At 60.0% G+C, this 22,959-nt stretch carries 25 protein-coding genes and 1 riboswitch; of the genes, 19 read left to right on the forward strand and 6 right to left on the reverse strand.

What is annotated here, in order from left to right; all coding sequences use genetic code 11:
• Positions 1–50: 50 nt before the first annotated feature.
• A riboswitch (cobalamin riboswitch) is annotated at positions 51–266 on the forward strand.
• 154 nt (positions 267–420) lie between these two features.
• From T18_RS14615 to T18_RS14645, 7 genes are read left to right on the forward strand one after another with little or no spacing between them, the layout of a single operon-like run.
• Positions 421–807 carry a DUF1636 family protein gene (locus T18_RS14615; RefSeq protein WP_003516414.1) on the forward strand — a complete coding sequence of 129 codons (387 nt, stop codon included), beginning with the start codon at positions 421–423 and terminating at the stop codon, positions 805–807.
• The gene (gene cobW, locus T18_RS14620) at positions 804–1,841 is read left to right on the forward strand and encodes a cobalamin biosynthesis protein CobW (protein WP_003516415.1); all 1,038 of its coding nucleotides are present in this window, start codon (positions 804–806) and stop codon (positions 1,839–1,841) included. Before T18_RS14615 ends, cobW begins: the two co-directional genes overlap by 4 nt.
• 5 nt (positions 1,842–1,846) lie before the next feature.
• Positions 1,847–5,197 (forward strand): cobaltochelatase subunit CobN, encoded by a 3,351-nt coding sequence (gene cobN, locus T18_RS14625; protein ID WP_038492583.1) that lies wholly within the window; start codon positions 1,847–1,849, stop codon positions 5,195–5,197.
• Positions 5,194–6,552 (forward strand): precorrin-3B synthase, encoded by a 1,359-nt coding sequence (gene cobG / locus T18_RS14630; RefSeq protein WP_038492581.1) that lies wholly within the window; start codon positions 5,194–5,196, stop codon positions 6,550–6,552. The genes cobN and cobG overlap by 4 nt, the downstream gene beginning before the upstream one ends.
• Positions 6,549–7,181 (forward strand): precorrin-8X methylmutase, encoded by a 633-nt coding sequence (locus T18_RS14635; RefSeq protein WP_025594682.1) that lies wholly within the window; start codon positions 6,549–6,551, stop codon positions 7,179–7,181. Before cobG ends, T18_RS14635 begins: the two co-directional genes overlap by 4 nt.
• Positions 7,178–7,945 carry a precorrin-2 C(20)-methyltransferase gene (locus tag T18_RS14640; RefSeq protein WP_038492577.1) on the forward strand — a complete coding sequence of 256 codons (768 nt, stop codon included), beginning with the start codon at positions 7,178–7,180 and terminating at the stop codon, positions 7,943–7,945. Before T18_RS14635 ends, T18_RS14640 begins: the two co-directional genes overlap by 4 nt.
• On the forward strand, positions 7,942–8,703 hold the full coding sequence (locus T18_RS14645; RefSeq protein WP_038492574.1) for a precorrin-3B C(17)-methyltransferase: 762 nt from the start codon (positions 7,942–7,944) through the stop codon (positions 8,701–8,703). Before T18_RS14640 ends, T18_RS14645 begins: the two co-directional genes overlap by 4 nt.
• Here T18_RS14645 and T18_RS14650 read toward each other — a convergent pair.
• Positions 8,670–9,452 (reverse strand): cobalt-precorrin-6A reductase, encoded by a 783-nt coding sequence (locus T18_RS14650; RefSeq protein ID WP_038492571.1) that lies wholly within the window; start codon positions 9,450–9,452, stop codon positions 8,670–8,672. The genes T18_RS14645 and T18_RS14650 overlap by 34 nt on opposite strands.
• On the opposite strand from T18_RS14650, the gene T18_RS14655 reads away from it, so the two are divergent.
• Genes T18_RS14655 through cobM form a run of 3 tightly spaced genes read left to right on the forward strand, consistent with a single transcriptional unit; the run spans position 9,451 to position 11,905 of the window.
• Positions 9,451–10,728 carry a bifunctional cobalt-precorrin-7 (C(5))-methyltransferase/cobalt-precorrin-6B (C(15))-methyltransferase gene (locus T18_RS14655; protein ID WP_038492567.1) on the forward strand — a complete coding sequence of 426 codons (1,278 nt, stop codon included), beginning with the start codon at positions 9,451–9,453 and terminating at the stop codon, positions 10,726–10,728. The two genes, T18_RS14650 and T18_RS14655, sit on opposite strands and share 2 nt — an antisense overlap.
• Positions 10,722–11,135 carry a cobalamin biosynthesis protein gene (locus tag T18_RS14660; protein ID WP_038492564.1) on the forward strand — a complete coding sequence of 138 codons (414 nt, stop codon included), beginning with the start codon at positions 10,722–10,724 and terminating at the stop codon, positions 11,133–11,135. Before T18_RS14655 ends, T18_RS14660 begins: the two co-directional genes overlap by 7 nt.
• Positions 11,132–11,905 (forward strand): precorrin-4 C(11)-methyltransferase, encoded by a 774-nt coding sequence (gene cobM / locus T18_RS14665; protein WP_038492561.1) that lies wholly within the window; start codon positions 11,132–11,134, stop codon positions 11,903–11,905. The genes T18_RS14660 and cobM overlap by 4 nt, the downstream gene beginning before the upstream one ends.
• On the opposite strand, the gene T18_RS14670 is transcribed toward cobM, so the two are convergent.
• Complete coding sequence (locus T18_RS14670) at positions 11,860–12,990, reverse strand: cobalt-precorrin-5B (C(1))-methyltransferase (protein ID WP_038492559.1); 1,131 nt, start codon at positions 12,988–12,990, stop codon at positions 11,860–11,862. The two genes, cobM and T18_RS14670, sit on opposite strands and share 46 nt — an antisense overlap.
• Before the next feature lie 59 nt (positions 12,991–13,049).
• Between T18_RS14670 and cobA the strand changes: the two genes are divergently transcribed.
• The 3 genes from cobA (at position 13,050) to T18_RS14685 (ending at position 16,525) form a co-directional block, all read left to right on the forward strand.
• Complete coding sequence (gene cobA, locus T18_RS14675; protein WP_038492556.1) at positions 13,050–13,838, forward strand: uroporphyrinogen-III C-methyltransferase; 789 nt, start codon at positions 13,050–13,052, stop codon at positions 13,836–13,838.
• Positions 13,835–15,151: a cobyrinate a,c-diamide synthase gene (locus T18_RS14680; RefSeq protein ID WP_038492553.1), complete on the forward strand. Its 1,317-nt coding sequence runs from the start codon at positions 13,835–13,837 to the stop codon at positions 15,149–15,151. The genes cobA and T18_RS14680 overlap by 4 nt, the downstream gene beginning before the upstream one ends.
• Before the next feature lie 123 nt (positions 15,152–15,274).
• Positions 15,275–16,525, forward strand: coding sequence for a cytochrome-c peroxidase (locus tag T18_RS14685; RefSeq protein WP_038492550.1), 1,251 nt, complete (start codon positions 15,275–15,277; stop codon positions 16,523–16,525).
• On the opposite strand, the gene leuB is transcribed toward T18_RS14685, so the two are convergent.
• The 3 genes from leuB to T18_RS14700 form a co-directional block, all read right to left on the reverse strand.
• Positions 16,506–17,618: a 3-isopropylmalate dehydrogenase gene (gene leuB / locus T18_RS14690; protein WP_003516442.1), complete on the reverse strand. Its 1,113-nt coding sequence runs from the start codon at positions 17,616–17,618 to the stop codon at positions 16,506–16,508. The two genes, T18_RS14685 and leuB, sit on opposite strands and share 20 nt — an antisense overlap.
• 225 nt (positions 17,619–17,843) lie before the next feature.
• A complete protein-coding gene (leuD, locus tag T18_RS14695) occupies positions 17,844–18,449 on the reverse strand; it encodes a 3-isopropylmalate dehydratase small subunit (protein WP_025594665.1) in 606 nt (201 codons plus the stop codon).
• 165 nt (positions 18,450–18,614) lie between these two features.
• A complete protein-coding gene (locus T18_RS14700; protein WP_003516445.1) occupies positions 18,615–18,845 on the reverse strand; it encodes a hypothetical protein in 231 nt (76 codons plus the stop codon).
• A 109-nt stretch (positions 18,846–18,954) separates the two neighbouring features.
• Between T18_RS14700 and T18_RS14705 the strand changes: the two genes are divergently transcribed.
• Together T18_RS14705 and T18_RS14710 are read left to right on the forward strand one after the other, a co-directional pair.
• Complete coding sequence (locus tag T18_RS14705) at positions 18,955–19,866, forward strand: HpcH/HpaI aldolase/citrate lyase family protein (protein ID WP_038492547.1); 912 nt, start codon at positions 18,955–18,957, stop codon at positions 19,864–19,866.
• On the forward strand, positions 19,863–20,069 hold the full coding sequence (locus T18_RS14710) for a DUF1737 domain-containing protein (protein ID WP_003505258.1): 207 nt from the start codon (positions 19,863–19,865) through the stop codon (positions 20,067–20,069). The genes T18_RS14705 and T18_RS14710 overlap by 4 nt, the downstream gene beginning before the upstream one ends.
• A 21-nt stretch (positions 20,070–20,090) precedes the next feature.
• Here the strand turns inward: T18_RS14710 and T18_RS14715 are convergent, their stop codons facing one another.
• Positions 20,091–20,531, reverse strand: a complete 441-nt coding sequence (locus T18_RS14715; protein WP_003516449.1) for a metallopeptidase family protein — start codon at positions 20,529–20,531, stop codon at positions 20,091–20,093.
• 328 nt (positions 20,532–20,859) lie between these two features.
• Here T18_RS14715 and rplU point away from each other — a divergent pair, with 328 nt between their 5' ends.
• The 4 genes from rplU to T18_RS14735 all read left to right on the forward strand — a co-directional run bounded on the left by rplU (position 20,860) and on the right by T18_RS14735 (position 22,834).
• On the forward strand, positions 20,860–21,174 hold the full coding sequence (gene rplU, locus T18_RS14720) for a 50S ribosomal protein L21 (protein WP_003516451.1): 315 nt from the start codon (positions 20,860–20,862) through the stop codon (positions 21,172–21,174).
• Positions 21,175–21,214: 40 nt separating this feature from the next.
• Positions 21,215–21,484, forward strand: coding sequence for a 50S ribosomal protein L27 (rpmA, locus tag T18_RS14725; protein ID WP_003492686.1), 270 nt, complete (start codon positions 21,215–21,217; stop codon positions 21,482–21,484).
• Positions 21,485–21,614: 130 nt separating this feature from the next.
• Positions 21,615–22,247, forward strand: a complete 633-nt coding sequence (locus tag T18_RS14730; RefSeq protein ID WP_003516453.1) for a GNAT family N-acetyltransferase — start codon at positions 21,615–21,617, stop codon at positions 22,245–22,247.
• Complete coding sequence (locus T18_RS14735; protein WP_038492541.1) at positions 22,244–22,834, forward strand: GNAT family N-acetyltransferase; 591 nt, start codon at positions 22,244–22,246, stop codon at positions 22,832–22,834. The genes T18_RS14730 and T18_RS14735 overlap by 4 nt, the downstream gene beginning before the upstream one ends.
• The last annotated feature ends 125 nt before the right edge of the window (positions 22,835–22,959 follow it).

Raw genomic sequence — 22,959 nt, forward strand, 5'->3', positions numbered from 1 at the left:
CACCCGGCAATCGACAAGCCGGCAGCATTGACCGTCACGCCCGTTCAGCCTAAGGGTAAGGCACTGACGGTCTTTTCCCGGCAACGGGAAAAGCTAAGAGGGAACACGGTTCCACCCCATAACGGGTCATTCCGTGGCTGCCCCCGCAACTGTAAGCGGTAAGCCCGCACTATGAAGCCACTGGACCATAAAATTGGCCCGGGAAGGTGGTGCAGGGTGTTTTAAAGCCGCAAGCCAGGAGACCTGCCGTTTCAGGAAAAAACGTCTCCCGGGCGGGGTGCTCCGGTCAGCCGGTCGAATTGATTTGCAGCCGCGCTTTTCAGTGCGCTGTTTTCGACATCCGCACCCCGATGAGTTTAAAGGCGCGGAAAGCGGAACGGTTTGGATATTACCACAACATCTTCTTGTGCGGACGGGACAATGGAAGCCAACACAGCTTCTGGCGTGGTCGTTTTTGTCTGCCGAAGCTGTCGCGACGACACCGATCCCAATGCGGAGCCGCGCCCCGGCACCATCCTTGCGGAAGCTGCCATCGCAAAAGCGCGTGACTCCGGCATCGATGTTCGCTCCGTCAATTGCCTTGCCAATTGCAAACGCGGCCTCAGTGCCGTGCTGCGCGGTGCCGATGGCTGGTCCTATGTATTCGGCGGGCTGACGCCCAACGATGCGGAAGACCTGCTCACGGGCGCGCAAATGCTGGCCGCCTCCGCAGATGGCCTGATGCCCTGGCGCGGCCGCCCCGACACATTGAAGCGCGGCATGGTGGCGCGCATTCCCCCATTCGATTTTACCGAGGAGAGATCATGAGCACCCTTCTGGACCGCGTTCCCTGCACCATCGTCACTGGCTTTCTGGGGGCTGGAAAAACCACGCTGCTGCGCGGTCTTCTCGAAAAGCTTGATGGCAAGCGGCTTGCCATCATCGTCAACGAATTCGGTGATATCGGCATCGATGGCGATATCCTCAAGGGATGCGGCATTGAGAGCTGCCCGGAGGAAAACATCGTTGAGCTGGCCAATGGCTGCATCTGCTGCACGGTGGCGGATGATTTCCAGCCGGCCATCGAGCAGATTCTGAGCCGCCAGCCGAAGGTGGAGCATATCCTCATCGAGACCTCCGGCCTTGCCCTGCCCAAGCCGCTGGTGCAGGCATTTCAATGGCCGGCCATCAAGAGCCGCGTGACGGTTGACGCTGTGGTAGCTGTTGTGGATGGCGCTGCCCTTGCCGAGGGTCAGGTGGCGCATGACATGGAAGCCCTTGCCGCCCAGCGCGCAAATGACGAAGCCCTCGATCACGACGATCCGGTCGAAGAGGTTTTTGAGGACCAGATCGCCTGTGCCGATCTTATCGTGCTGACCAAGGCGGATCTGCTCGATAGCGCCGGTCTGGACAAGGCGAAGGCTCATATTCTCGAGCATTTGCCGCGGGCCGCAAAGATCGTCGTCGCCTCGAATGGCGTCATCGATCCGGCTGTGCTGATCGGCCTCGGTCTTGCGGTTGAAGAGGATATCGAAAACCGCCGCACCCATCACGATGGTGAACTCGACCACGAACATGACGATTTCGACAGCTTCGTCATCGACCTGCCGGCCGTGACCGATCCGGAAGCGCTGGCGGCTCGTATCGCCGAGACAGCGGCTGCGGAAAATGTTCTGCGCATCAAAGGTTTCGTCGAAGTATCTACCAAGCCGATGCGCCTGCAGGTGCAGGCAGTCGGTAGCCGCGTCAACCATTATTATGACCGTCCCTGGGCGGCCGGTGAAGAGCGCCGCAGCCGCCTCGTCGTCATAGGCGAAAAGGGCCTCAACCGCGAAAAGATCGAACAGATGCTGGCCGCCTGATAGAAATGCACATTCTCGCCACCACATCTTCGTCTCTGGACGACCTGATCGAGCCGGTTGATCTCAACCAGCCGCGATCGGATGTGGTGATGCTGTCTTTTTCGGCAAGCGATCTTGCCGGGCTGGAACAGGCATGGCGGCAGGCAGAGGGCGCGCTTCCGTCCCTGTCTGCCGCCAACCTCTCCGAGCTTCGGCATCCGATGTCGGTCGATCTGTGGATTGAAAAGACGGCCGAACATGCCCGTGTCATCCTTATCCGGATTCTCGGCGGCGCGGAACGCTGGCGCTATGGCGTCGATCAGCTCAGCACGATGGCGCGGCGACGTGGCATAAAACTTATGCTCCTGCCGGGTGAATGCAGTGAGAGAGACGAAAAGCTCGAAGTAGCTTCGACTGTTGATCGCCAGACATTGGCGTCGGTCCTCGCCTTCTTCCGCGAGGGTGGGCGGGAAAATATGGACCGGCTTGCCATTGGTCTTGCTGCCCTTGTAAGTGGTGGCGCATGGCCAGATATCGAGGCTCAACCGCTGCCGAAAGCCGGCTTTTACCGGCCGGGTAAAGGCGTCGTGGATCAGGCGGAAGCCTGCGCCGGTTTTCCCGCCGGTGCAGCTGTCCTTCCTATTCTCTTTTACCGCTCCATGCTTCTTGCGGCCGATGCGGCGCCCGTGGATGCGCTTTTTAGCGCGCTCTCTCAGCGTGGTTTTGCGCCATTGCCGATTTTCGTCAGCGGCCTCAAGGATGGGGAGGCAATTCGCTTTCTCGAAACCGTACTGCCCGAACTCCAGCCCGCCGCCATCGTTGCCGCCACGGCTTTTGCCAGCCAGATGGACGACAGCGGTAAAACCCTGTTTGACCGCCTCGGCGTGCCGGTGTTTCAGGTGGTTATGGCAACGACGCGACGGGACGGCTGGGCGGAAAATGCGCGCGGTCTCAACCCTTCCGATCTTGCCATGCATGTGGTCCTGCCGGAACTCGATGGCCGGATTCTTGCTGGCGCAATCTCATTCAAGCAGGTGCGGACTGATGGCGGTATCAGCCTCATCAATGTACCGGAGGCTGATCGCGTCGAACAGGTGGCAAACCGAATCGCTGCCTTTCTGCAATTAAAACAGTCCACGCCACAGGAACGGCGGATCGTCATTCTGATGCCGGATTATCCCGGTGCTGCGCCGGGGCGCACGGGTTATGCCGTTGGTCTCGATGTGCCGCAAAGCGTGCTTGAAATGCTGCGCGATCTGGCCGCGGCAGGATATGTGGTTTCGGATATTCCCGAAACGGCGCGGGCTTTGCTGGATTGTGTCGAGCAGCAGGAAGCGGCTGTCGGACTTTCAGACTACCGTGATTTTCTTTTGGGTTTGCCTGAAGGGGTTGCCGCCTCCGTGGATAGCACGTGGGGTTCGGCCGAACAGGACGACGTACTAGCCGACGGCGCATTCCGTTTTCGCGTCGCCCGTTTCGGCCAGATATTCGTGGCCCTGGCACCGGATCGTGGGCGAAATGAGGATCGGCGGGTGGATTACCATGACCCTGCCCTGCCGCCACGTCATGCGTTGGTCGCTTTCGGCGCCTGGATACAGCGTGTCGCAGGGGCGCATGCCATTGTGCATGTCGGTGCGCATGGCACGCTGGAATGGCTGCCCGGCAAGACAGTTACGCTTTCCCGCGATTGTTTTCCTGAAATCGTCACCGGGTCTTTGCCGGTGGTCTATCCGTTCATCGTTTCCAATCCGGGCGAAGCGGCGGTTGCCAAACGGCGGATCGCTGCTGTCACGATCGGCCATGTTCCGCCTGTGCTGGTAGATGCCGGGCTTTCGCCGGAACAATCGGCTCTTGAACAGCTCGTCGACGAATATGCGCAGGCGGATGGGCTCGACCGCCGCCGCCGCGACCGGCTGGCGAAACTGATCGTAGAGAAGGCGCTGGAAACCGGTCTTGCGGCGGATGCCGGTGTCGGTGCAAAGGACGATGCCGATACGGCGCTGTCGCGCATCGACGCCTTCCTCTGCGACCTCAAGGACTTCGCCATCAAGGATGGCCAGCATGTTTTTGGCCGCAGCCCCGAAGGCGAGACCGATCTTCTGAGGCTTGAAAGTGCTGCGGCGGAAAAAACAGCGCTGCTTGCCGCGCTCGATGGCCGCCATATTGTCCCCGGTCCTTCCGGCGCACCCGCGCGCGGGCGTCTCGATGTCCTGCCGACGGGCCGCAATCTTTATGCTGCCGATCCGCGCACCATGCCGACGCCGACGGCTTTCGAGCTGGGCCGCATGGCGGGCGAAGAAGTGCTTCGGCACCATCTGCAATCCCATGGCGACTGGCCGAAACATCTGGTTTTTGACCTCTGGGGCAGCGCCAGCCTGCGCAATGGCGGCGAGGATGTGGCGCAGGCGCTGCATCTGATGGGGGCGAGACCGATCCATGACCTGGCGACGGGCCGCGTCACAGGCATCGAGGTTCTACCGCCGGCGAGTATCGGGCGGCCGCGTGTTGATGTTACATTCCGGATTTCCGGCCTGTTCCGCGACATGTTTCCGGCGTTGATCGCTCTTCTAGACGCCGCCGCCAAGGCTGTCGCGCGGCGGGAGGAAGCTCCAGGTGACAATCCGCTGGCGGAAGAGGCGGCCGTGCTCGGGCACATACCGGCACGCATCTTCGGCTCGGCACCCGGCACCTATGGTGCGGGCACAGAGGAAAAACTCGCCAGCGGAAAATGGGAAGAACGTGAGGAACTAGGGCAAGCCTATCTGGATGCGGCAAGCCATGCCTTTGGCGGTGCGGATGGGCTTGAGATTTTCGAGGATGCCGGTTTTGTCGAGCTGGTGCGCCGGGCCGATCTTCTCATTCACACCGGTGACGATCCGGGCCGGGATCTTCTCGACGGCTCTTCCGATGTCGCCTTCATTGGTGGTTTTTCCGCCGCAAAAGCACTCCTTGGCGGCGTTGCCGATATCGTGGCGCTGGATACGACCGATCCCGCGCGTCCGCGCGCGCGGTCCATTTCACAGGCGCTGACGCGCGTTGTTCGGGCTCGCGCCGTCAATCCGCGCTTCATTGCCGGCCAGATGCGGCACGGCCCGCGCGGGGCGGCGGAATTTGCCGAGACGGTTGACCGGCTGATCGGTTTTGCGGAAACCACCCATGCGGTATCTTCCTCGCTGATCGAGGCGCTTTACGACGCCTATTTCGGCAATGAGGACGTGCGCGATTTCATCCTGCGGGAAAATCCGAAGGCGGCGGAGGTCATGGCGACGCGCTTTTTATCCGCCCGTCGTCGCGGGTTGTGGCACAGCCGCCGCAATGCGGTGGATGCGGAACTTGAAATGCTGATCCTGCCCCGTTCTGAAAGGGTCGGCGCATGAGGACGGCCCCTTCCGATCCGGTCCTGCCGTTTGGCCGCCGTGGCACGTGTCCGGCCTTATCGACCCCGATGCTGACCGGTGACGGCTACCTGTCACGCATCGCATTCGAGGCGGATATTGCGCCCCGCGATATGATCGCGCTTTGCGAACTTGCCGAGCAGCACGGCAACGGGCTGATAGACATCACGGCACGCGGCAGCCTGCAATTTCGCGGCCTGACGCGGGAAAGCGCCTGCGACCTGGAGAATGATGTTCTGGCGCTCGGTTTGCCGCTTCGCGACGGACTAGCAGTCGAGACCTCACCTCTTTCCGGCCGGGACGATCGGGAAATCGCCGATGGCAGTGCTATTGCGGATGAGATTCGCAGAGAAGCTGCCGCGCTGGCGCTGCACGAAAAGCTCGCCGCAAAAATGTCCGTCATCATCGATGGGGGCGGCCGTCTTTCCATGGGCGATTTGCTGGCCGATATCCGTCTGAAGGCGGTGCGGCTCGATCATCGAGTTTTCTGGCAATTGCTTGTCGGAGGTCCGGAGAGCAAGGCGTTGCGGGCGGGATTTGTTGAGGCCGACAAGGCAGCCGATGTGGTCCTGTTGCTGCTCGTCCATCTGGCCGGCAAAGGACCGCTCGCCCGTGGCCGCCATCTGGATTTGCGGACGATAAAGGCGATTTGCGGAGACCGCTTGGTAGATAGAGAGAGCCAAGGCGAGACGTCTGCGCCTTCTTCGCCACTGGGGCTGATGGCGGCCGGTAACGGTACTTTTGCTGCCGGTATCACTCCTGCTTTCGCGCAAGTTCGTGCTTCCGATCTGTCGCGGCTCTGTGGACTGGCGCGCGCATTTGATATCGAAACATTGCGGTCGTCGCTCAATCATAGCCTGCTATTTTTCGGGTCGCGGGATGCTTGCGATGCGCTGATGCAAATTGCGGACAGTGCCGGTTTCATCACAAGGGCAGGTGATGCGCGATCTTCCATCGCTGTCTGTCCCGGCACGCCGGGATGCGCTTCGGCTTTCTTTCCCACACATGATCTGGCGGCCTTTGCATCGCGGGAATTAGCTTCCATGCTCGATGGCTCCTTCACACTGCATCTCTCCGGCTGCGGAAAGGGTTGCGCGCATCCCGCCCCCTCGTTTTTGACCTTTTCCGGCACCGCCGATGGTCTGGCCTTTTCGTTTTCGGGCCGCGCCTGCGACCCGCAGGACGGTATTTTACCTTTCGAGCAACAGAGGACGGCGCTTTCGCGGCTTGCCCGTCTTTGCGAAAAAGAACATAAGCCCGGGGAAAACGCTGCCGACCTGCTTGCCCGTCTGGGTAAGGAGGCAATCGTTGCCGCGCTTCGACAGGATAACCGATGACCGACCATGACTATATTCGCGACGGCAATGCGATTTACGAGCGCTCCTTCGCCATCATTCGCGAGGAAGCGGATTTGTCCGCTTTTACCGAAGATCAGGCGGATATCGCCATTCGCATGATCCATGCCTGCGGGCTGGTGGAAGCGACCAGCCATTTCCGTTTTTCTCCGGATTTCGTTGTCGCTGCACGTGGTGCTTTGCTGGCGGGCAAGCCCGTTCTGTGCGATGCGGAAATGGTCGCCCACGGCGTGACCCGCGCCCGCCTTCCGGCCAATAATGACGTGATCTGCACCCTTCGCGATCCGCGCACCCCTGAGCTTGCGAAAACGATTGGCAATACCCGTTCCGCCGCCGCACTCGATCTCTGGGCGGAAAAGCTGGACGGTGCTCTCGTTGCTATCGGCAACGCGCCGACAGCGCTGTTCTATCTTCTGGAGATGCTTGAAAAAGGCGCTCCACGACCAGCTGCCATCATCGGCATGCCGGTCGGTTTTGTCGGTGCGGCGGAATCGAAGGATGCGCTGGAGGCTAGTTTGCTCGGCATTCCCTATGCCATCGTCAAGGGACGCATGGGTGGATCGGCCATGACGGCCGCTGCCGTCAACGCCGTTGCGAGGGCAGGTCTGTGAGCGCGGCTCTTTTCGAAAATTCCAAGGGTAAACTCGTGGGCGTCGGCACCGGCCCCGGCGATCCAGAGCTTCTGACGCTGAAAGCCGTACGCGCCATCGAAAATGCCGATGTCCTCGCCTTCTTCTGCAAGAAAGGCAGCAGCGGCAATGGTCGCGGTATCGTTGAGGCCTTCATTCGTCCGGGCACACTGGAAATGCCGCTGGTCTATCCGGTAACCGTCGAGAGCGATAAAAACGGCGAGGATTATCGCGGTGCGATCGCCGCATTTTTTGATCAGTCGGCCATGGATATTGCCGCTCATCTCGATGCCGGGCGCAATGTCGCCGTGCTGTCGGAAGGCGATCCGCTGTTTTACGGTTCCTATATGCATCTTCATCTGCGGCTTGCGCCTTCCTATGAGGCGGAGGTCGTTGCCGGCATTACCGCCATGTCCGGCTGTTGGTCGATGGCCGGTCTACCGCTGGTGCAGGGTGACGATATCTTGAGCGTGCTTCCCGGCACGCTTGCCGAAGATGTTCTGACAGAGCGTCTGTCCGGCACGGATGGCGCCGTGATCATGAAGGTCGGGCGCAACCTGCCGAAGATCCGCCGGGCGCTGGAAAAGGCCGGCAAGCTTAATGAAGCGCTGTATGTCGAGCGCGGCACCATGGTGAACAGCCATGCGGTGCCGCTGATCGAGCGGGACGCATCGCCCGCCCCCTATTTTTCGCTGGTTCTGGTACCTGGCTGGAAAACCAGACCCGCTGGCGGTGAAGCGCCATGACCGGCAGGCTGGTCGTTGTCGGCCTCGGCCCTGGCAGTTCTGCGCAGGTGACACCGGAGGCGCTCGCCGCCGTTGAGGCGTCGGAGGATTTCTTCGGTTACATTCCCTATCTCGATCGGCTGTCGCTCAGACCCGACCAACGTCGCCATGCCTCTGACAATCGCGAGGAAATCTCCCGTGCCGAACAGGCTCTGCGGCTTGCAGCCGGGGGCGGCAAGGTCTGCGTGGTTTCGGGCGGCGATCCCGGCGTTTTTGCCATGGCGGCAGCGGTTTGCGAGGCGATTGAACATGGCCCGCGCGAGTGGCGCGAAATAGACTTCTCGGTCGTGCCGGGCGTGACGGCCATGCTTGCGGTTGCTGCACGAGCCGGCGCGCCGCTCGGGCATGATTTCTGCGCCATCTCGCTGTCGGACAATTTGAAGCCCTGGGGCATTATTGAAAAGCGGCTGATCGCGGCTGCGGAAGCCGGATTCGTGATGGCTTTCTATAATCCCGTCAGCAAGGCGCGCCCGCACCAGCTTGGCACCGCCTTCGATCTTTTGCGGGCACATCTGCCCGGCTCGGTGCCGGTGATCTTTGGCCGTGCGGCAGGCCGTGCGGATGAGCGCATCCGGGTCGTGCCTTTGTCGGAAGCATCGAGCGACATGGCGGATATGGCAACCTGCATCATCGTCGGTTCGGTGGAAACGCGTTTGATTGAACGTTCTGACAAAGACCCGCTGGTCTATTCGCCACGTTTTTCGAAAAGAGAAAGCTGATGGCGGATGGCGGTGAGCGCAGTCGCTATATCCGGCACGTTCGCGCCATCGGGGATTGCGGCGTTCAGCTGTGGCGGCCGCTCGATCATGATAACCGGCACACCAAGCCGCCTCGCCGCTTCGATCTTGCCGTAACTGGCGTTGCCGCCGGAGTTCTTGGAAACCACAGTGCCGATACGGTTTTCCTCCAGCATGCGGATCTCTTCATCCAGCGCAAAGGGGCCGCGCGCTGTAATATAGCGAGCATCCGGCACCTTCAGCGGCGGCTCTACCGGATCAACGCTGCGAATGAGATAGCTGTGTTGGGGTGCGGCCTCGAAAGGAAGAAGTTCCTGCCGGCCGAGCGCCAGAAACACCCGCTTGCCTTCAGCGCCGAGCGCAATAACAGCCTGTTCGATGGTATCGACCCTCTGCCATTTGTCATTCGGTTGGCGCTCCCAGGCGGGGCGCGAAAGCATGATCAGCGGAACTTTGGCAAGTCGTGCCGCCTCGATGGCATTGGCGGAAATCCTCGCCGCATAGGGATGGGTGGCGTCGACCAGAATATCGAAATTCCCGGTGCGGATGAAATCCGCCAAACCCGCAGCACCGCCAAACCCGCCACTGCGCATCGGCACAGGCTGTTCCACTGGCGAAAGCGTACGCCCGGCCATGGAAAGCAGGATTCGGTAGCCGGAGTCCACCGCCAGCTTGCCGGCCAGAATGCGGGCATCCGCCGTGCCGCCAAGGATGAGTATGGAGCGTGTCATGACGTCTGAATATTCCGGAACGGGCAACGCTTCCACTCAAAAGAAGGCTTCCACTGAAAAGAAAGGCAAGCCATGGCTTTTCATCGTCGGCATTGGCGAAGATGGGCTGGATGGGCTCGGTCGCAATGCCGTGGCGGCAATAGAGGCGGCCGAGATTGTTTTCGGTGGCAAACGCCATCTGGAACTGGCGGCTGCAGCCATTCGTGGTGAGGCGCGCCCTTGGCCGGTGCCGTTCGATGCGGAGATGAGCGATGTCGTGGCGTTGCGCGGTAGACGGGTCTGCGTGCTCGCCTCCGGCGATCCGTTCTTTTATGGCGCCGGCGTCACACTTCTGCGGCGGATACCGTCGGAGGAGACAGTCTGCTATCCCTCACCTTCAGCCTTCTCCCAGGCCGCGGCGCGGCTTGGCTGGGCCTTGCAGTCGACCGAATGCGTATCATTACACGGGCGTTCCATCGATCTTTTGCGACCGCATCTGCATCCCGGAGTGAGGATCATCGCGCTTACTTCTGATGAGCGCGCGCCCGCTCTCATTGCGGAATTGCTGTCTCAATCCGGTTTCGGCCAGTCGGAATTTGTCCTGCTCGAAGCTTTGGGCGGAAAGCGGGAGAGGCGGCGGCAAATCAGGGCGGTCGATTTTACCTTTGACGACATCGATCCTTTGAACGTCGTGGCTATCGATGTCGTTGCTGCTGAGGGCGCACGCGTCCTGCCTTTTGTGCAGGGGCTGGATGACAGCCTGTTCGAACATGACGGGCAGATCACCAAGCGTGAAATCCGTGCCGTGACGCTTTCATCGCTGGCTCCGCGCCGGGGCGAGCTGCTGTGGGATATCGGTGCCGGTTCGGGTTCGATTGGCATTGAATGGATGCTGTCGCACCCCTCGCTCCGTGCCACCGCCATAGAGCAGCATCCGGAAAGAGCCGAACGTATCGCCCGCAATGCCGAGGCATTTGGCGTTCCGGGGCTTGAAGTCATGATCGGTGCAGCACCTGCGGCTTTTGAAGGCCTGCCTCAACCGGATGCGATCTTCATTGGTGGTGGCGGCAGCGAAACGGGCGTGTTTGAGGCTGCTCTGGAGGCCTTGAAGCCAGGCGGGCGGCTGGTTGCCAATGCGGTGACGCTTGAAATGGAAGCGGTGCTGCTTGCGGCCCATGCCAGGTTCGGCGGTTCGATGATCCGTCTCGATGTGTCGCGCGTTGTTGCTGTCGGCTCCATGTCGGGCTGGCGTCCGGCCATGCCGGTGACGCAATGGAGATGGGTCAAGCCATGGTGACTGTCGCTGGCATAGGCTGCCGCAAGGGCACGGGTTCAGATGCAATTATTGCAGCCGTGCACGCTGCCGAGCTTGCTTTTGGCATGACCGTTGAATGCTTGGCGACTGCGCCGCTCAAGGCAAAAGAAGCTGGTCTTGCGGAAGCGGCGAAACGTCTGGCGCTGCCGCTTGAAATCGTATCGAAGGAACAGCTCGAGGCGGCTGCTTCGAAAACAATGACATTTTCACAGGCAAGCCTTGATCATGCCGGGACGCCCAGCGTCAGTGAAGCGGCGGCACTTGCTGCCGTCGGAGAAAATGCGCGGCTGGTCGCGGCGCGTCTCGTGGTTGGCGATGTGACGGTAGCCATCGCCACGACGAACGACGCGCGAAATGACCTCGCCATCGAACATGGAGAACAAAAATGACGGTTCATTTCATCGGCGCCGGTCCGGGCGCCGCCGATCTCATCACGGTGCGCGGGCGCGATCTTATCGCTGCCTGCCCGGTCTGCCTTTATGCCGGCTCGCTGGTGCCGAAGGCGCTGATCGAGTATTGCCCGACGGATGCACGCATTGTCGATACGGCAGCACTGTCGCTTGATGAGATCGAGGCAGAGTTCGTTGCGGCGGCAAAGGCGGGCAAGGATGTGGCACGGCTGCATTCCGGTGATCTATCCGTCTGGAGCGCGATGGGTGAACAGATCCGCCGGCTGGAACGGCTGGGTCTCGATTATACCGTGACTCCAGGTGTGCCCTCTTTCGCTGCTGCCGCTGCCACCCTGCAGCGGGAATTGACGGTGCCGGAAGTGGCGCAAAGCCTTGTTCTGACCCGTATTTCGGGCCGCGCTTCGAAAATGCCCGAGGGCGAGACGCTGAAAGCCTTCGGTGCGACGGGGGCAACACTTGCCATCCATCTCGCCATCCATGCCATCGGCCAGGTGGTGGAAGAACTGACGCCGCTTTATGGTTCCGATTGCCCAGTCGCCATCGTTGTCCGAGCCTCCTGGCCGGATGAGCGGGTCATTCGCGGCACGTTGTTCGACATCGAAGGAAAACTGGCGGCCGAACCGGTGGAGCGGACGGCGCTGATTTTCGTCGGGCATGGGCTTGCCTCGACGGATTTTCGCGAGAGCGCACTTTATAGTACCGATTATGTCCGGCGGTTCCGCTCCCCGAAGGAAGATGCGAAGGGCTGATGCGACGGCGTGGAGGCGGTGCGTCCCTTGAGCGTGCCCTGACGATCGAACACCAGAATATCAAGCTCGATGCCGGGCACCTTCAAAGCGGCAGCCGCCGTTACCCAGGCTTTTTCCGCAACGATCGCACCGAGGTCTATCCCCGCGCGTTCGGCCAGCTCAAAGGCGTGCGCAACCATGTTGGCCTGACGAATGGCGAGGGCAAGATTTTCATCTCCGCCAGCCTCGGTTGCGAGTACCGCCAGCGCATCAAGATCGGCCAGGCCTTTCTTGGAATGCACGTCCAGCATGCCCTGGGCGAGCTTCGTCATCTTGGCGACGCCGCCGGCAATGGTTACCCGTTCGACGGGGTGGCTGCGTAGATATTTCAGCATGCCACCGATAAAATCACCCATGTCGATCAGTGCGGTCTCTGGCAGGCCGTACACTGCCTGCCCCGCCTTTTCCGAGGTGTTGCCGGTCGCGCCGAGCAGATGGGTGCAGCCGGTGGCGCGCGCCACATCGATGCCGCGCCAGATGGAATGGATCCATGCCGAGCAGGAAAACGGGATGACGATGCCGGTGGTGCCAAGGATGGAAATGCCGCCGACAATACCGAGCCTGCCATTCAGGGTCTTTTCCGCGATTTTCTCGCCGTCCCGAACGGAAATCTCGACTTCGAAATCTGCATCGTCTCCGGCTACTTCGCGAATGGCGGTTTCGATCATCTTGCGCGGTACGGGGTTGATCGCGGGTTCGCCCGGCGGCAGGGGCAATCCAGGCCGGGTGATGGTGCCGACGCCTTTTCCAGCCTTGAAGGTGATGCCGCTGCCGGGCTTTCCCCGTCGCACGGTGCTTTCGATCAGCGCACCATGGGTCACGTCGGGATCGTCGCCTGCATCCTTGACGACGCCGGCTCTTGCGAAGTTTTCACCTTTTTCCTCGGTGGCGAGAGAAAATGCCGGCCTCACGCCGCTTGGAAGTTCGACTTCGACAGGGTAAGGAAACTCGCCGGTCAGAAGGGCAGCGCAGGCCGCCTTCGTGGCGGCTGCCGCGCAAGTGCCCGTGGTCCAGCCGCGGCGAAGGGTCTTTCCATCCGTTTCCATATGAATTCCTATAGCTGGGACGGCTATTTCCGTCATCGTTAAAAAAGCAGCCGAGAAGAATGTCGATAGCGCAGGTTTTGAACAGCATCGCCGCAAAAGGTCCGGTCTTTGAGGCCGGGCATGTCTGGCTCGCAGGCGCGGGTCCGGGCGATGTGCGTTATCTGACGCTCGAAGTGGCGCTCGCCCTTTCGCAGGCCGATGTGATCGTGCGCGACGCGCTGGTGAGCGACGATGTCGTTTCCCTGGGGCCTCAGGCTGAAATCGTGTTTGCCGGCAAGCGCGGCGGCAAGCCGTCGGCAACGCAGGACGACATCACTGCCTCGCTGATTGATCTCGCCCGGCAGGGTAAGAAGGTGTTGCGGCTTAAGGGTGGCGATCCGTTTATTTTCGGGCGTGGCGGCGAAGAGGCGGAGGCGCTTGTCCGCGCCGGCATCCCATTTCGTATCTTGCCGGGCATGACCTCGTCGCTTGCAGCCCTTGCTTCAGCGCGCATTCCCGCCACCATGCGCGGTATCAGCCGCGCTGTCACGCTTGCCACCGGCCATGCCGCCGGGACCGAAGAGGATCTGGATTGGCTGGCACTGGCGAAGACACAGGAACCCATCGTCGTTTATATGGGGCTTAAGAACATAGGCTCGATCGCGGGTCTTCTGATGCAGGGCGGTCGTTCGGGCAAGACGCCGGTCGCCGTCATCATGTCGGCAACGACCGCGCAGGAACGTATTTTAATCGGCACACTGGAAAGCATAGCTGACGATGCAAAACGGGAAAAATTCGAGGCGCCGGCGCTGATCGTTATTGGCGAGATCGTTTCGATGCGCGACCGACTTGGGGTGCCGACCTTATGACCACACGGGCAATCATCATCGGCGCACCGCGCTCTGGATCCGGCAAGACCAGCGTAACAATCGGCTTGCTCAGGGCCTTTGCCCGGCGCGGCATCAAGGTGCGCGGCATCAAGACGGGGCCGGATTATATCGACCCCGGCTTCCATGCCTTCGCCACCGGCACATCCGGCCTCAATCTCGACAGCTGGGCCATGCAGCCGGAATTGCTTCGACACCTGTTGTTGCAACAGGCTGATGGTGCCGACCTCGTTTTGATCGAAAGCGCCATGGGCCTGTTCGACGGTATCCCCGTGGCGGAAAACCGCACTGGTTCTGCGGCGGATCTGGCCCGGCTGTTCGGCATTCCCGTGCTGCTGGTGCTGGATGTGTCGGGTCAATCGCAGACAGCCGCTGCTGTTGCCTATGGTTTTGCCCACTATGATCCTGTTGTGACCATGGCGGCGGTGGTGCTGAACCGCGCCGGCAGCGAAAGACACCGGACGCTGTGCACGGAGGCCATCGAAAAAATCGGTCTGCCTGTCGCAGGATGCGTCCTGCGTGATCCGTCACTCATCCTGCCGGAACGGCATCTGGGGCTGGTGCAGGCCAGCGAACATCCAGAAATCGACGCGCATATAGAACGGCTGGCGGATGCGATGGAAAGGTCCATTGATCTCGATGCCTTGCTTTCGCTCGCTGCGCCTGTAGATGTGCCCTCCGGCTCGGTGGAGGCAGCGATTGCGCCGCCCGGCCAGCGCATCGCGCTTGCAGACGACGCGGCTTTCACCTTTCTTTATCCGCACCTCAAGAACCACTGGCATGCAGCGGGGGCGGAGATCGTGCCCTTCTCACCGCTGGCCAGCGAGGCGCCCGATGAGACCTGCGACATTTGCTGGCTGCCAGGTGGTTATCCCGAACTTTACGCTGGAAGGCTTGCCGATGCTGCCGGGTTTAAAGCGGGGATTGTCCGTTTTGCCGAGACGAAGCCGGTGCATGGCGAGTGCGGCGGCTATATGGTTTTGGGAGCGGCGCTGGAAGATGCCGATGGCGTCACCCATGCCATGACCGGGCTTCTGTCACATGCCACCAGTTTCGCCACGCGCAAGATGAACCTCGGTTACCGGCAGGCTGCAATCGTGGCAGATGGGCCGCTGGGCAAGGCGGGCGAGGTTCTGCGCGGTCACGAGTTTCACTATGCGCGTGTTATCGATCCGGGTCACGATGAGCCTTTCGCTCAGATTGCTGACGGGCAGGGTCGTCCGCTCGGCCCCTCCGGTGGCAGGCGGGGTCTTGTTTCAGGCACTTTCTTCCACGCGATAGCCAAAGCCCGGTAAGCAATTTGGCGTCCGGATGCGGGGTTGCGTCAAAGTGGAGCGGGCTGAGAAAGTTTGTAGTCTGGTGCGATAGGTAAGTGCTATATAGCCACTGTCGTCCCGAGTTTCCGAAACGCTATTTCAATGAAAAGACTGTGCCTATTCATTTCTGCCGCCCTTGCCGTGGCCATGATACCGGTTCCGCTCGAGATCGGTGCTGGTCAAATGCAGGCTCATGGCGGCGAAGATTATGCAACGCTTGAAAAACTCGGCGCGGCGCTGTTCGATGATGCCAATCTCTCCATGAACCGCACGATGGCGTGTTCCACCTGCCATATGCAGGCGGCGGGTTTTTCCGATGCGCGCGAAAGCGACAAGGTCGGGCGGGACGTCTCTCTCGGCGATGACGGGATTTCGCTGGGCGACCGCAATGCGCCTACTGCAGCCTATGCCCGGTTCACGCCGCCATTCGGTAGGAACGCTGCGGGAGAGTATGTCGGCGGGCAATTCTGGGACGGTCGTGCCTCCCTGCTGGAAGACCAGGCGGGTGGACCACCGCTCAACCCGATCGAAATGGGCATGCCGGATAAAGCCTCTGTCGTCAAACGGCTCAAGGAAAACCCTGATTATGTTGCGGCGTTCGGCACACAGTTCGGCAGCGATGTTTTCCAGAGTGACGAAGGCGCCTTTGCTGCGATGACCAAGGCGCTGGCAAGCTTCGAGCGTTCCGATGAATTCTCCACCTTCGATTCCAGGTATGACCGTTTCCTGCGCGGCGAAGAAAAGCTGACCGATCAGGAGGAGCTGGGCCGGGTTCTGATCTCCTCGACGCAGTTCACCAATTGCAATACCTGCCATGAAATCCGTGGCGCCAAGGGTTTGGAAGACGGCCTCTTCACCAACCACAAATATTTCAACATCGGTGTTCCGGCCAACACGTCGGTCAGGGCAGCCAACGGCTCCAAGCCGGATGCGGTCGATCTCGGATTGGCACAAAATCCCGCCGTGGCCGGCGATCCGGCTCAGCGCGGCAAGTTCAAGGTGCCTACCCTTCGCAACGTCGCTGTCACTGGTCCCTACATGCACAATGGCGTGTTTAAGGATCTGCGCACGGTGGTGCTGTTTTACGTGAAATACAAAAGCAAGAAACCCAGCCGGCAGATCAACCCTGAAACGGGTAAAACCTGGGATGCGCCGGAAGTGCCTGATAACATCGCCATGACAGAGTTGACTTCCGCACCGGCGCTAGACGACAAGCGTGTGGACGCCATCGTCGCCTTTTTGAAGACGCTGACTGACAAAAGATATGAACATCTTTTGCCAAAGGAAGATGGGCAAGCGACCGTGCCGCCTGCCCAACCGGTTTCGGTGAGTGTTACGCCGAAAGCGCCTTGAATTCTGCGAGAACCGCGTCACCCATTTCGGAGGTGCTGACCTGACGGGAACCGTCGGACATGATGTCGGCGGTGCGGATGCCTTTGTCGAGCACGTTCGCAATTGCAGTTTCGAGCTTCGTTGCCTCATCAACCATATTGAACGAATAGCGCAGGCACATGGCGAATGACGCGATCATGGCAATGGGGTTGGCGATGCCCTTGCCGGCAATGTCAGGTGCCGAACCGTGCACCGGCTCGTACATGGCCTTGCGCTTGCCGGTCTTGGCATCCGGCGCACCAAGCGATGCCGACGGCAGCATGCCGAGCGAGCCCGTCAGCATGGCAGCGACGTCGGAAAGCATGTCGCCGAAGAGGTTATCGGTCACGATCACGTCGAACTGCTTGGGCTTGCGCACCAGCTGCATGCCGCCGGCATCGGCCAGCATATGCTCCAGCTGAACGTCCTTGTATTTCGCAGCGTGGGTTTCGGTGACGACCTGGTTCCACAAAACGCCAGATTTCATGACGTTGCGCTTCTCCATGGAGCAGACGCGGTTATCGCGCGTGCGTGCCAGTTCGAAAGCGACGCTGGCGATGCGCTCGATCTCGAAGGTGTCGTAGATCTGCGTGTCGATACCGCGCTTCTGGCCGTTGCCGAGGTCGATGATCTGCTTGGGCTCGCCGAAATAGACACCGCCCGTCAATTCGCGGACGATGAGGATATCGAGACCCTCTACCAGCTCCGGCTTCAGTGAGGAGGCTTCGGCAAGTGCCGGGTAGCAGATGGCGGGGCGCAGGTTGGCGAAAAGTTCGAGATCCTTGCGCAGGCGAAGCAGGCCGGCTTCCGGGCGGTGTTCGTAGGGAACGCCATCCCACTTCGGGCCGCCCACGGCGCCAAACAGGATCGCATCGGCGGCAAGGGCCTTTTCCATATCTGCGTCGGAAATCGCGACGCCATGGGCATCATAAGCGGAGCCGCCGACCAGACCTTCCTGCGTGGTGAAGCCGGCATTTTTCGCGCTGTTCATATAGTCGATCAGCTTGCGGACTTCGGCCATGGCCTCGGGGCCGATACCGTCACCGGGCAAAAGGAAAAGCGTGCGGACTGTCATGAGAACCCTCCTTGGGCGGCGCGCCGGAAACCATCATGAAGGGTTTTCGATTGCGGCGAGCGCGGCGTCAAACTCGTTTCCGTCCTGCCGCCTCACAAGTCACATCGCCAGCCGAACGGGATCGGGGGCTTCTTATCCCCGCCTCAACGGCTTTTCAAGCAAAGCAAAAGCCGATCCGGTACGGTTTTGTACGGGATCGGCTTTTAAAAGAGGATAGAAGTGCGGTCAGGCCCAGGGGCGGACCGAGGCATTTGCCTTTTCGAACGTGTCGATGGCGCCGGAATGCTCCAGTGTCAGGCCGATGTCGTCGAGGCCGTTCAGCATGCAATGGCGCTTGAATTCATCGATCTCGAAGGTGATCGTGCCGCCATCAGGGCCGCTGATTTCCTGACGTTCCAGATCGATGGACAGAACGGCGTTCGAGCCGCGCGAGGCGTCGTCCAGCAGCTTTTCGAGATTCTCGGGGCTGACGACGACAGGCAGGATGCCGTTCTTGAAACAGTTGTTATAAAAGATATCTGCGAAGCTGGTGGAGATCACGCAGCGGATGCCGAAATCGAGAAGCGCCCATGGTGCATGTTCGCGCGAAGAGCCGCAGCCAAAATTGTCGCCCGCGACGAGGATCTGGGCGTTCTGGTAAGCGGGCTTGTTCAGCACAAAATCGGGATTGGGCGAGCCATCTTCAAGATAACGCGACTCGGCAAAAAGGCCGGTGCCAAGACCCGTGCGCTTGATGGTCTTCAGATAGTCTTTGGGAATGATCATATCGGTGTCGATATTGACGACCGGCATGGGCGCAGCAACGCCCGTCAGCTTGGTGAATTTTTCCATCTGTCGCTTCCCGTGTTTCCCTGGTCACAAAATCCGGCGTGGACTGAAGCCCGCCGGATATTTTCTGTCGGGAAATACTGCAAAACGGATCGCTTTAGAAGCGCAAACCCGCATTCTTCGGTACGCCGCGTGCAGCGTTCTCGCATTTTGACAGGATTAACGATCTCAGAGATCGATGATCGTGCCTTTGCCGTCGTTCCAGACGCGCATGTCGCGCTGGTTACGGGGCTTGACCGGAATGGGTGCCGGCTTCATACGCGCCGAAAGCAGACGGGCAGCGCTGAGAACGGCGAGCACGCCGATAAAAGCGACCGTAAGCGAGGCGGTAAAAAGAGCCACCAAAGCCAGAAGTGCGATGCCGGATGCGGCAATGAAAAATGAACGGATGCCTTGCATGATTCAACCTTTCTTTCCAGACGAATGTGGGCCTTCTTCTTCCGGCTTGCAAGAGGATTCAGTGGATTGTCGTGTTGCAGATGTCACAAAAGCTTGACACAAGTGCGGCATGACTAATTTTTTCGAAAATATTCCTGTGAGACCGCGCCGTTCGCTGCTGTCGGTTCCGGCCATCAATGTCAGGGCGCTCGAAAAAATCCGCGATCTAGATTGCGATGGGGTTATTCTCGATCTGGAGGATTCCGTTGCACCCGATGTGAAGGGCGAGGCGCGAGAGAATCTGGGCAGGCTGTTTTCGGATGCGCCCTTTGCGGGACGCGAGATCATTATCCGTATCAATCCGCTCTCAACGGCGGATGGTATGGAGGATTTAAAGCTCGTGCTTTCCTGCCGGCCGGATGCGGTATTATTACCGAAGGTAGAGCAGCCCGCCGATATTAACGATGTGGCCGACCTTCTGGCGGAGGCCGATGCGCCCCAGAGCTTGAAAATCTGGGCGATGATCGAGACGCCGCTCGGTGTGTTGAACGCAGCGTCCATTTCTGACGCTGCCCATACGCCGGATGGACGGCTTGCCGCTTTCGTCCTCGGACTGAACGATCTGCGCAAGGAGACACGGGTTCCTTCCGTGCCTGGGCGAACCTACCTCGTGCCATGGATGATGCAGGTGGTGCTTGCCGCCCGCGCCTATGGGCTTGATGTCATCGATAGCGTGTCGAATGATTTTCGCGATATCGCGGCTTTTGGCACCGAGTGCGAGCAGGGCCACGCCATGGGCTTCGATGGCAAGATGCTGATCCACCCGGCCCAGATCGAGCCCGCCAATCGCCACTTCGGCCCCGATGAGGCCGCTGTCGCTGAAGCCAGGGCGATTATTGACGCTTTCGCAAAACCCGAATCTGTGGAATTGAACGTCATCAACATGAACGGGCGGATGATCGAACGGCTGCATGTGAGCCAAGCCGAAAGGCTGGTTGCCATGGCCGACATCATCGCACAACGAAAGGCGCAAAAGACGTGAAGGTCTATCGTTTCATTACAGGTCCCGATGACGCGAAGTTCTGTCACCGGGTCACCGAAGCTCTGAACAAGGGGTGGGAACTTGCCGGTTCACCCAGCTACGCCTTCAACGCCGCAAGCGGCGTCATGCATTGCGGCCAGGCCGTGACCAAGGTGGTCGAGGGCAAGGAATACCACCCGGATATGAAGCTCGGCGAGCAATAAGAGGCGTGGCTGCCGGCGGGCTCAGCGCTCCGCCGCGGCCTCGTCGGCGCTTTCCTCGATCCGCTCCATGTCGTCATCCGACAGGCCGAAGTGATGGCCGATCTCGTGGATGAGGACATGGGTGATGATGTCGCCTAGCGTTTCCTCATTCTCGGCCCAGTAGTCGAGAATGGGGCGGCGATAAAGCGTGATGCGGTTCACCATCTCGCCGGTTTCCATGGTGAAACGTTCGGAGATACCGCGCCCCTCGAACAATCCCAGCAGGTCGAACGGTGTTTCGAGCGCCATGTCCTCGAACACTTCGTCTGTCGGGAAATCAGAGATCTCGATGACGAGATCCTTGGTCAATGCACGGAATTCTTCTGGCAGGTGGCCATATGCCTCGATCGCAAGCGACTCGAAGGCGGAAAGTGTCGGCGCATGGCGGTCCCGCCAATCGTCGGTCTGGTCTATGCGGGCCATTTCTGCTCCTTGTTGAAGGCCCATATAAACACTTGCTGCGCAAATTTCGAGACCTGACTGCTTCGCTTGCCAAAAAAGCATGAAATTCTTGGCGTTAGAGTTACTTTTCAAACATCCGTCATCTTGACATAAACTGATGTCTCGCGTAATTCGCACCCAAATTGATGGCGTATTGCGCCTTCTGTTTATTCCGCCCCTCAAAGGCGGCTTCACCGGCAGACTTTCAAAAGGGCATTCAGTCCTGACGGATTTCCGCTACTCCGACTGATAAAAAGACGGCCAGCTTGCTTTGGCGGGCAGAGCCGGAACGAACATGAAAGGATAACAAATGTTCGCAGTCATCAAGACCGGCGGTAAGCAGTACCGCGTAGCGGCCGATGCCGTGCTGACCATCGAAAAGCTGGAAGCAGAGGCAGGCGCAACCGTAGAATTCACCGAAGTTCTCGTGATCGGCGAAGGCGCCGACGCTCAGTTCGGTGCTCCCTTTGTCAAGGGTGCCATCGTCAAGGCTGAAGTTGTCGAGCACAATCGCGGCAAGAAGGTCATCGCCTTCAAGAAGCGTCGTCGTCAGAACTCCAAGCGTTCGCGCGGCCATCGTCAGCATCACACTGTCGTCCGCATCACGGACATCGTTGCTGCCTGATCGGCGCGACACGGGAAACAAGGTTTAAAGGAGAACTCCAATGGCACACAAAAAAGCTGGCGGTTCATCGCGTAACGGTCGCGATTCCGAATCCAAGCGCCTTGGCGTAAAGAAGTTCGGCGGCGAAGCTGTCATTCCAGGCAACATTATTCTGCGTCAGCGCGGAACCCAGTGGCATCCGGGCGCCAACGTTGGCATCGGCAAGGACCACACGATTTTCGCACTGACCGCAGGTAACGTGAACTTCCGTACGAAGGCCAACGGCCGCGTATTCGTATCCGTGGCCCCGAAAGCGGAAGCCGCAGAATAAGCCGGTAAGCGTCATATGCAGCCGGTGTCCCATCGACCCGGCTGAGACGTATCAGGTTCAGTCAAGAAAACAGGGGAGATGGGGTACCACCCAACTCCCCTTTTTCTTTAACCCCAGGAGGGACTGAACCATGCAAGCTGAATTGTTGAGGGTTGACCAATCACGGTCACCCGAAGAGCGGCCGAGGCCCGATCGGTCGAGGAGCGATTGCCCCGTTTTACTGTCGCAGAGGCTGGTTTTACGCAAGCCTCACGAAGAAGACATCGACGCCCTTGCCCATCTTGCCAACAATGCCAATATCGCGACCATGGTGTCGCGTATGCCGCACCCGTACACGGCCAAAGACGCCGCGGACTTCGTGCGACGCACCAATGCTGGCGAGATCGGCAAGTGCGTCTATGCGATTACCCGCATGGACAATGGCGAGTTTCTGGGTTGCTGCGCGCTTGAACCGCAGGAAGACGAAAAGACGCTGGAAATCGGTTACTGGCTGGGGGAACCCTACTGGAACCGGGGCTACATGACCGAAGCCACGCATGCGCTGATCGACATGGCCTTCCGCACGCGTGAAATCGACCAGATCGATGCCCGCTGCCGGGTCACCAACATCCCCTCGCGCCGGGTCATCCAGAAGTGCGGTTTCCAGTTCCAGGGCTCCGGCATGGTCGGTTCGCTGGCATTGGGTGGCATGGTACCGGTCGAATGGTACAGGCTGGACCGCAAGACCTGGGTTTCGCTGAAGAGCTGGGGGGACATGGGATGAGCACGATCGAGCTTACCCGTCACCGTGCAACTGCGACGGTCGCGCCGCCCGGCCCCTGCCCGGTCATCGGAACGTCGCGTCTGGTGCTGCGTCCGCAGCGGCTTTCCGATGCTGGCGGCATTGCGGAATCGCTTGGCGATTTTGCCGTGACCAGGATGCTGGCCCGTGTTCCCGCGCCGTATCATCGACAGGATGCGCTGGAATGGCTGGTCCTGCGTACTTCAGGCACCCTGCCCGATTGGGATTTCGCCATCACAAGCGGTGACGATACACTCATCGGCGTCGTCTCGGTCGAATTGCGGCACGGCGAGTGGCATCTCGGCTACTGGCTGAACCGGTTCTACTGGGGCAAGGGTTATATGACCGAGGCGGTGGCCGCCGTGGTCGAGCGGTTCTTCCGCCGCATGCCCGGTGTGGTTCTCCATTCCGGTGTGTTTGCGGATAATCCGGCTTCGCTGCGCGTGCAGGAAAAACTGGGCTTCCGGGTGACCGGCTGCCACCAGATTTACGCCACGGCGCGTGCTGCGATGGTGGCGCATATCGATACGGCGATCACGGCTGAGGATTTCGTTCCGCAGCACGGCTGACAATCAAAACAAGGCCGGTTGCCGCAAACCGGCCTTGTCTCACGCAGGCGCTTCCCGCACGATAGTCTTTGACCTTGTGGAGAAGCGCTTGTATTCGAAACGACGATATTTTTGTTTGGCGCAAC

This window comes from Rhizobium sp. TBD182, from assembly GCF_001950375.1.
Lineage (GTDB): Bacteria > Pseudomonadota > Alphaproteobacteria > Rhizobiales > Rhizobiaceae > Agrobacterium > Agrobacterium tumefaciens.

Excerpts from the sequence above, each read along its gene's own strand:
- T18_RS14615 (WP_003516414.1), top strand. The coding sequence starts at position 421 with ATGGAAGCCAACACAGCTTCTGGCGTGGTCGTTTTTGTCTGCCGAAGC.
- cobW (WP_003516415.1), top strand. The coding sequence starts at position 804 with ATGAGCACCCTTCTGGACCGCGTTCCCTGCACCATCGTCACTGGCTTT.
- cobN (WP_038492583.1), top strand. The coding sequence starts at position 1,847 with ATGCACATTCTCGCCACCACATCTTCGTCTCTGGACGACCTGATCGAG.
- cobG (WP_038492581.1), top strand. The coding sequence starts at position 5,194 with ATGAGGACGGCCCCTTCCGATCCGGTCCTGCCGTTTGGCCGCCGTGGC.
- T18_RS14635 (WP_025594682.1), top strand. The coding sequence starts at position 6,549 with ATGACCGACCATGACTATATTCGCGACGGCAATGCGATTTACGAGCGC.
- T18_RS14645 (WP_038492574.1), top strand. The coding sequence starts at position 7,942 with ATGACCGGCAGGCTGGTCGTTGTCGGCCTCGGCCCTGGCAGTTCTGCG.
- T18_RS14655 (WP_038492567.1), top strand. The coding sequence starts at position 9,451 with ATGACGTCTGAATATTCCGGAACGGGCAACGCTTCCACTCAAAAGAAG.
- T18_RS14650 (WP_038492571.1), bottom strand. The coding sequence starts at position 9,452 with ATGACACGCTCCATACTCATCCTTGGCGGCACGGCGGATGCCCGCATT.
- T18_RS14660 (WP_038492564.1), top strand. The coding sequence starts at position 10,722 with ATGGTGACTGTCGCTGGCATAGGCTGCCGCAAGGGCACGGGTTCAGAT.
- cobM (WP_038492561.1), top strand. The coding sequence starts at position 11,132 with ATGACGGTTCATTTCATCGGCGCCGGTCCGGGCGCCGCCGATCTCATC.
- T18_RS14670 (WP_038492559.1), bottom strand. The coding sequence starts at position 12,990 with ATGGAAACGGATGGAAAGACCCTTCGCCGCGGCTGGACCACGGGCACT.
- cobA (WP_038492556.1), top strand. The coding sequence starts at position 13,050 with ATGTCGATAGCGCAGGTTTTGAACAGCATCGCCGCAAAAGGTCCGGTC.
- T18_RS14680 (WP_038492553.1), top strand. The coding sequence starts at position 13,835 with ATGACCACACGGGCAATCATCATCGGCGCACCGCGCTCTGGATCCGGC.
- T18_RS14685 (WP_038492550.1), top strand. The coding sequence starts at position 15,275 with ATGAAAAGACTGTGCCTATTCATTTCTGCCGCCCTTGCCGTGGCCATG.
- leuB (WP_003516442.1), bottom strand. The coding sequence starts at position 17,618 with ATGACAGTCCGCACGCTTTTCCTTTTGCCCGGTGACGGTATCGGCCCC.
- leuD (WP_025594665.1), bottom strand. The coding sequence starts at position 18,449 with ATGGAAAAATTCACCAAGCTGACGGGCGTTGCTGCGCCCATGCCGGTC.
- T18_RS14700 (WP_003516445.1), bottom strand. The coding sequence starts at position 18,845 with ATGCAAGGCATCCGTTCATTTTTCATTGCCGCATCCGGCATCGCACTT.
- T18_RS14705 (WP_038492547.1), top strand. The coding sequence starts at position 18,955 with ATGACTAATTTTTTCGAAAATATTCCTGTGAGACCGCGCCGTTCGCTG.
- T18_RS14715 (WP_003516449.1), bottom strand. The coding sequence starts at position 20,531 with ATGGCCCGCATAGACCAGACCGACGATTGGCGGGACCGCCATGCGCCG.
- rplU (WP_003516451.1), top strand. The coding sequence starts at position 20,860 with ATGTTCGCAGTCATCAAGACCGGCGGTAAGCAGTACCGCGTAGCGGCC.
- rpmA (WP_003492686.1), top strand. The coding sequence starts at position 21,215 with ATGGCACACAAAAAAGCTGGCGGTTCATCGCGTAACGGTCGCGATTCC.
- T18_RS14730 (WP_003516453.1), top strand. The coding sequence starts at position 21,615 with ATGCAAGCTGAATTGTTGAGGGTTGACCAATCACGGTCACCCGAAGAG.
- T18_RS14735 (WP_038492541.1), top strand. The coding sequence starts at position 22,244 with ATGAGCACGATCGAGCTTACCCGTCACCGTGCAACTGCGACGGTCGCG.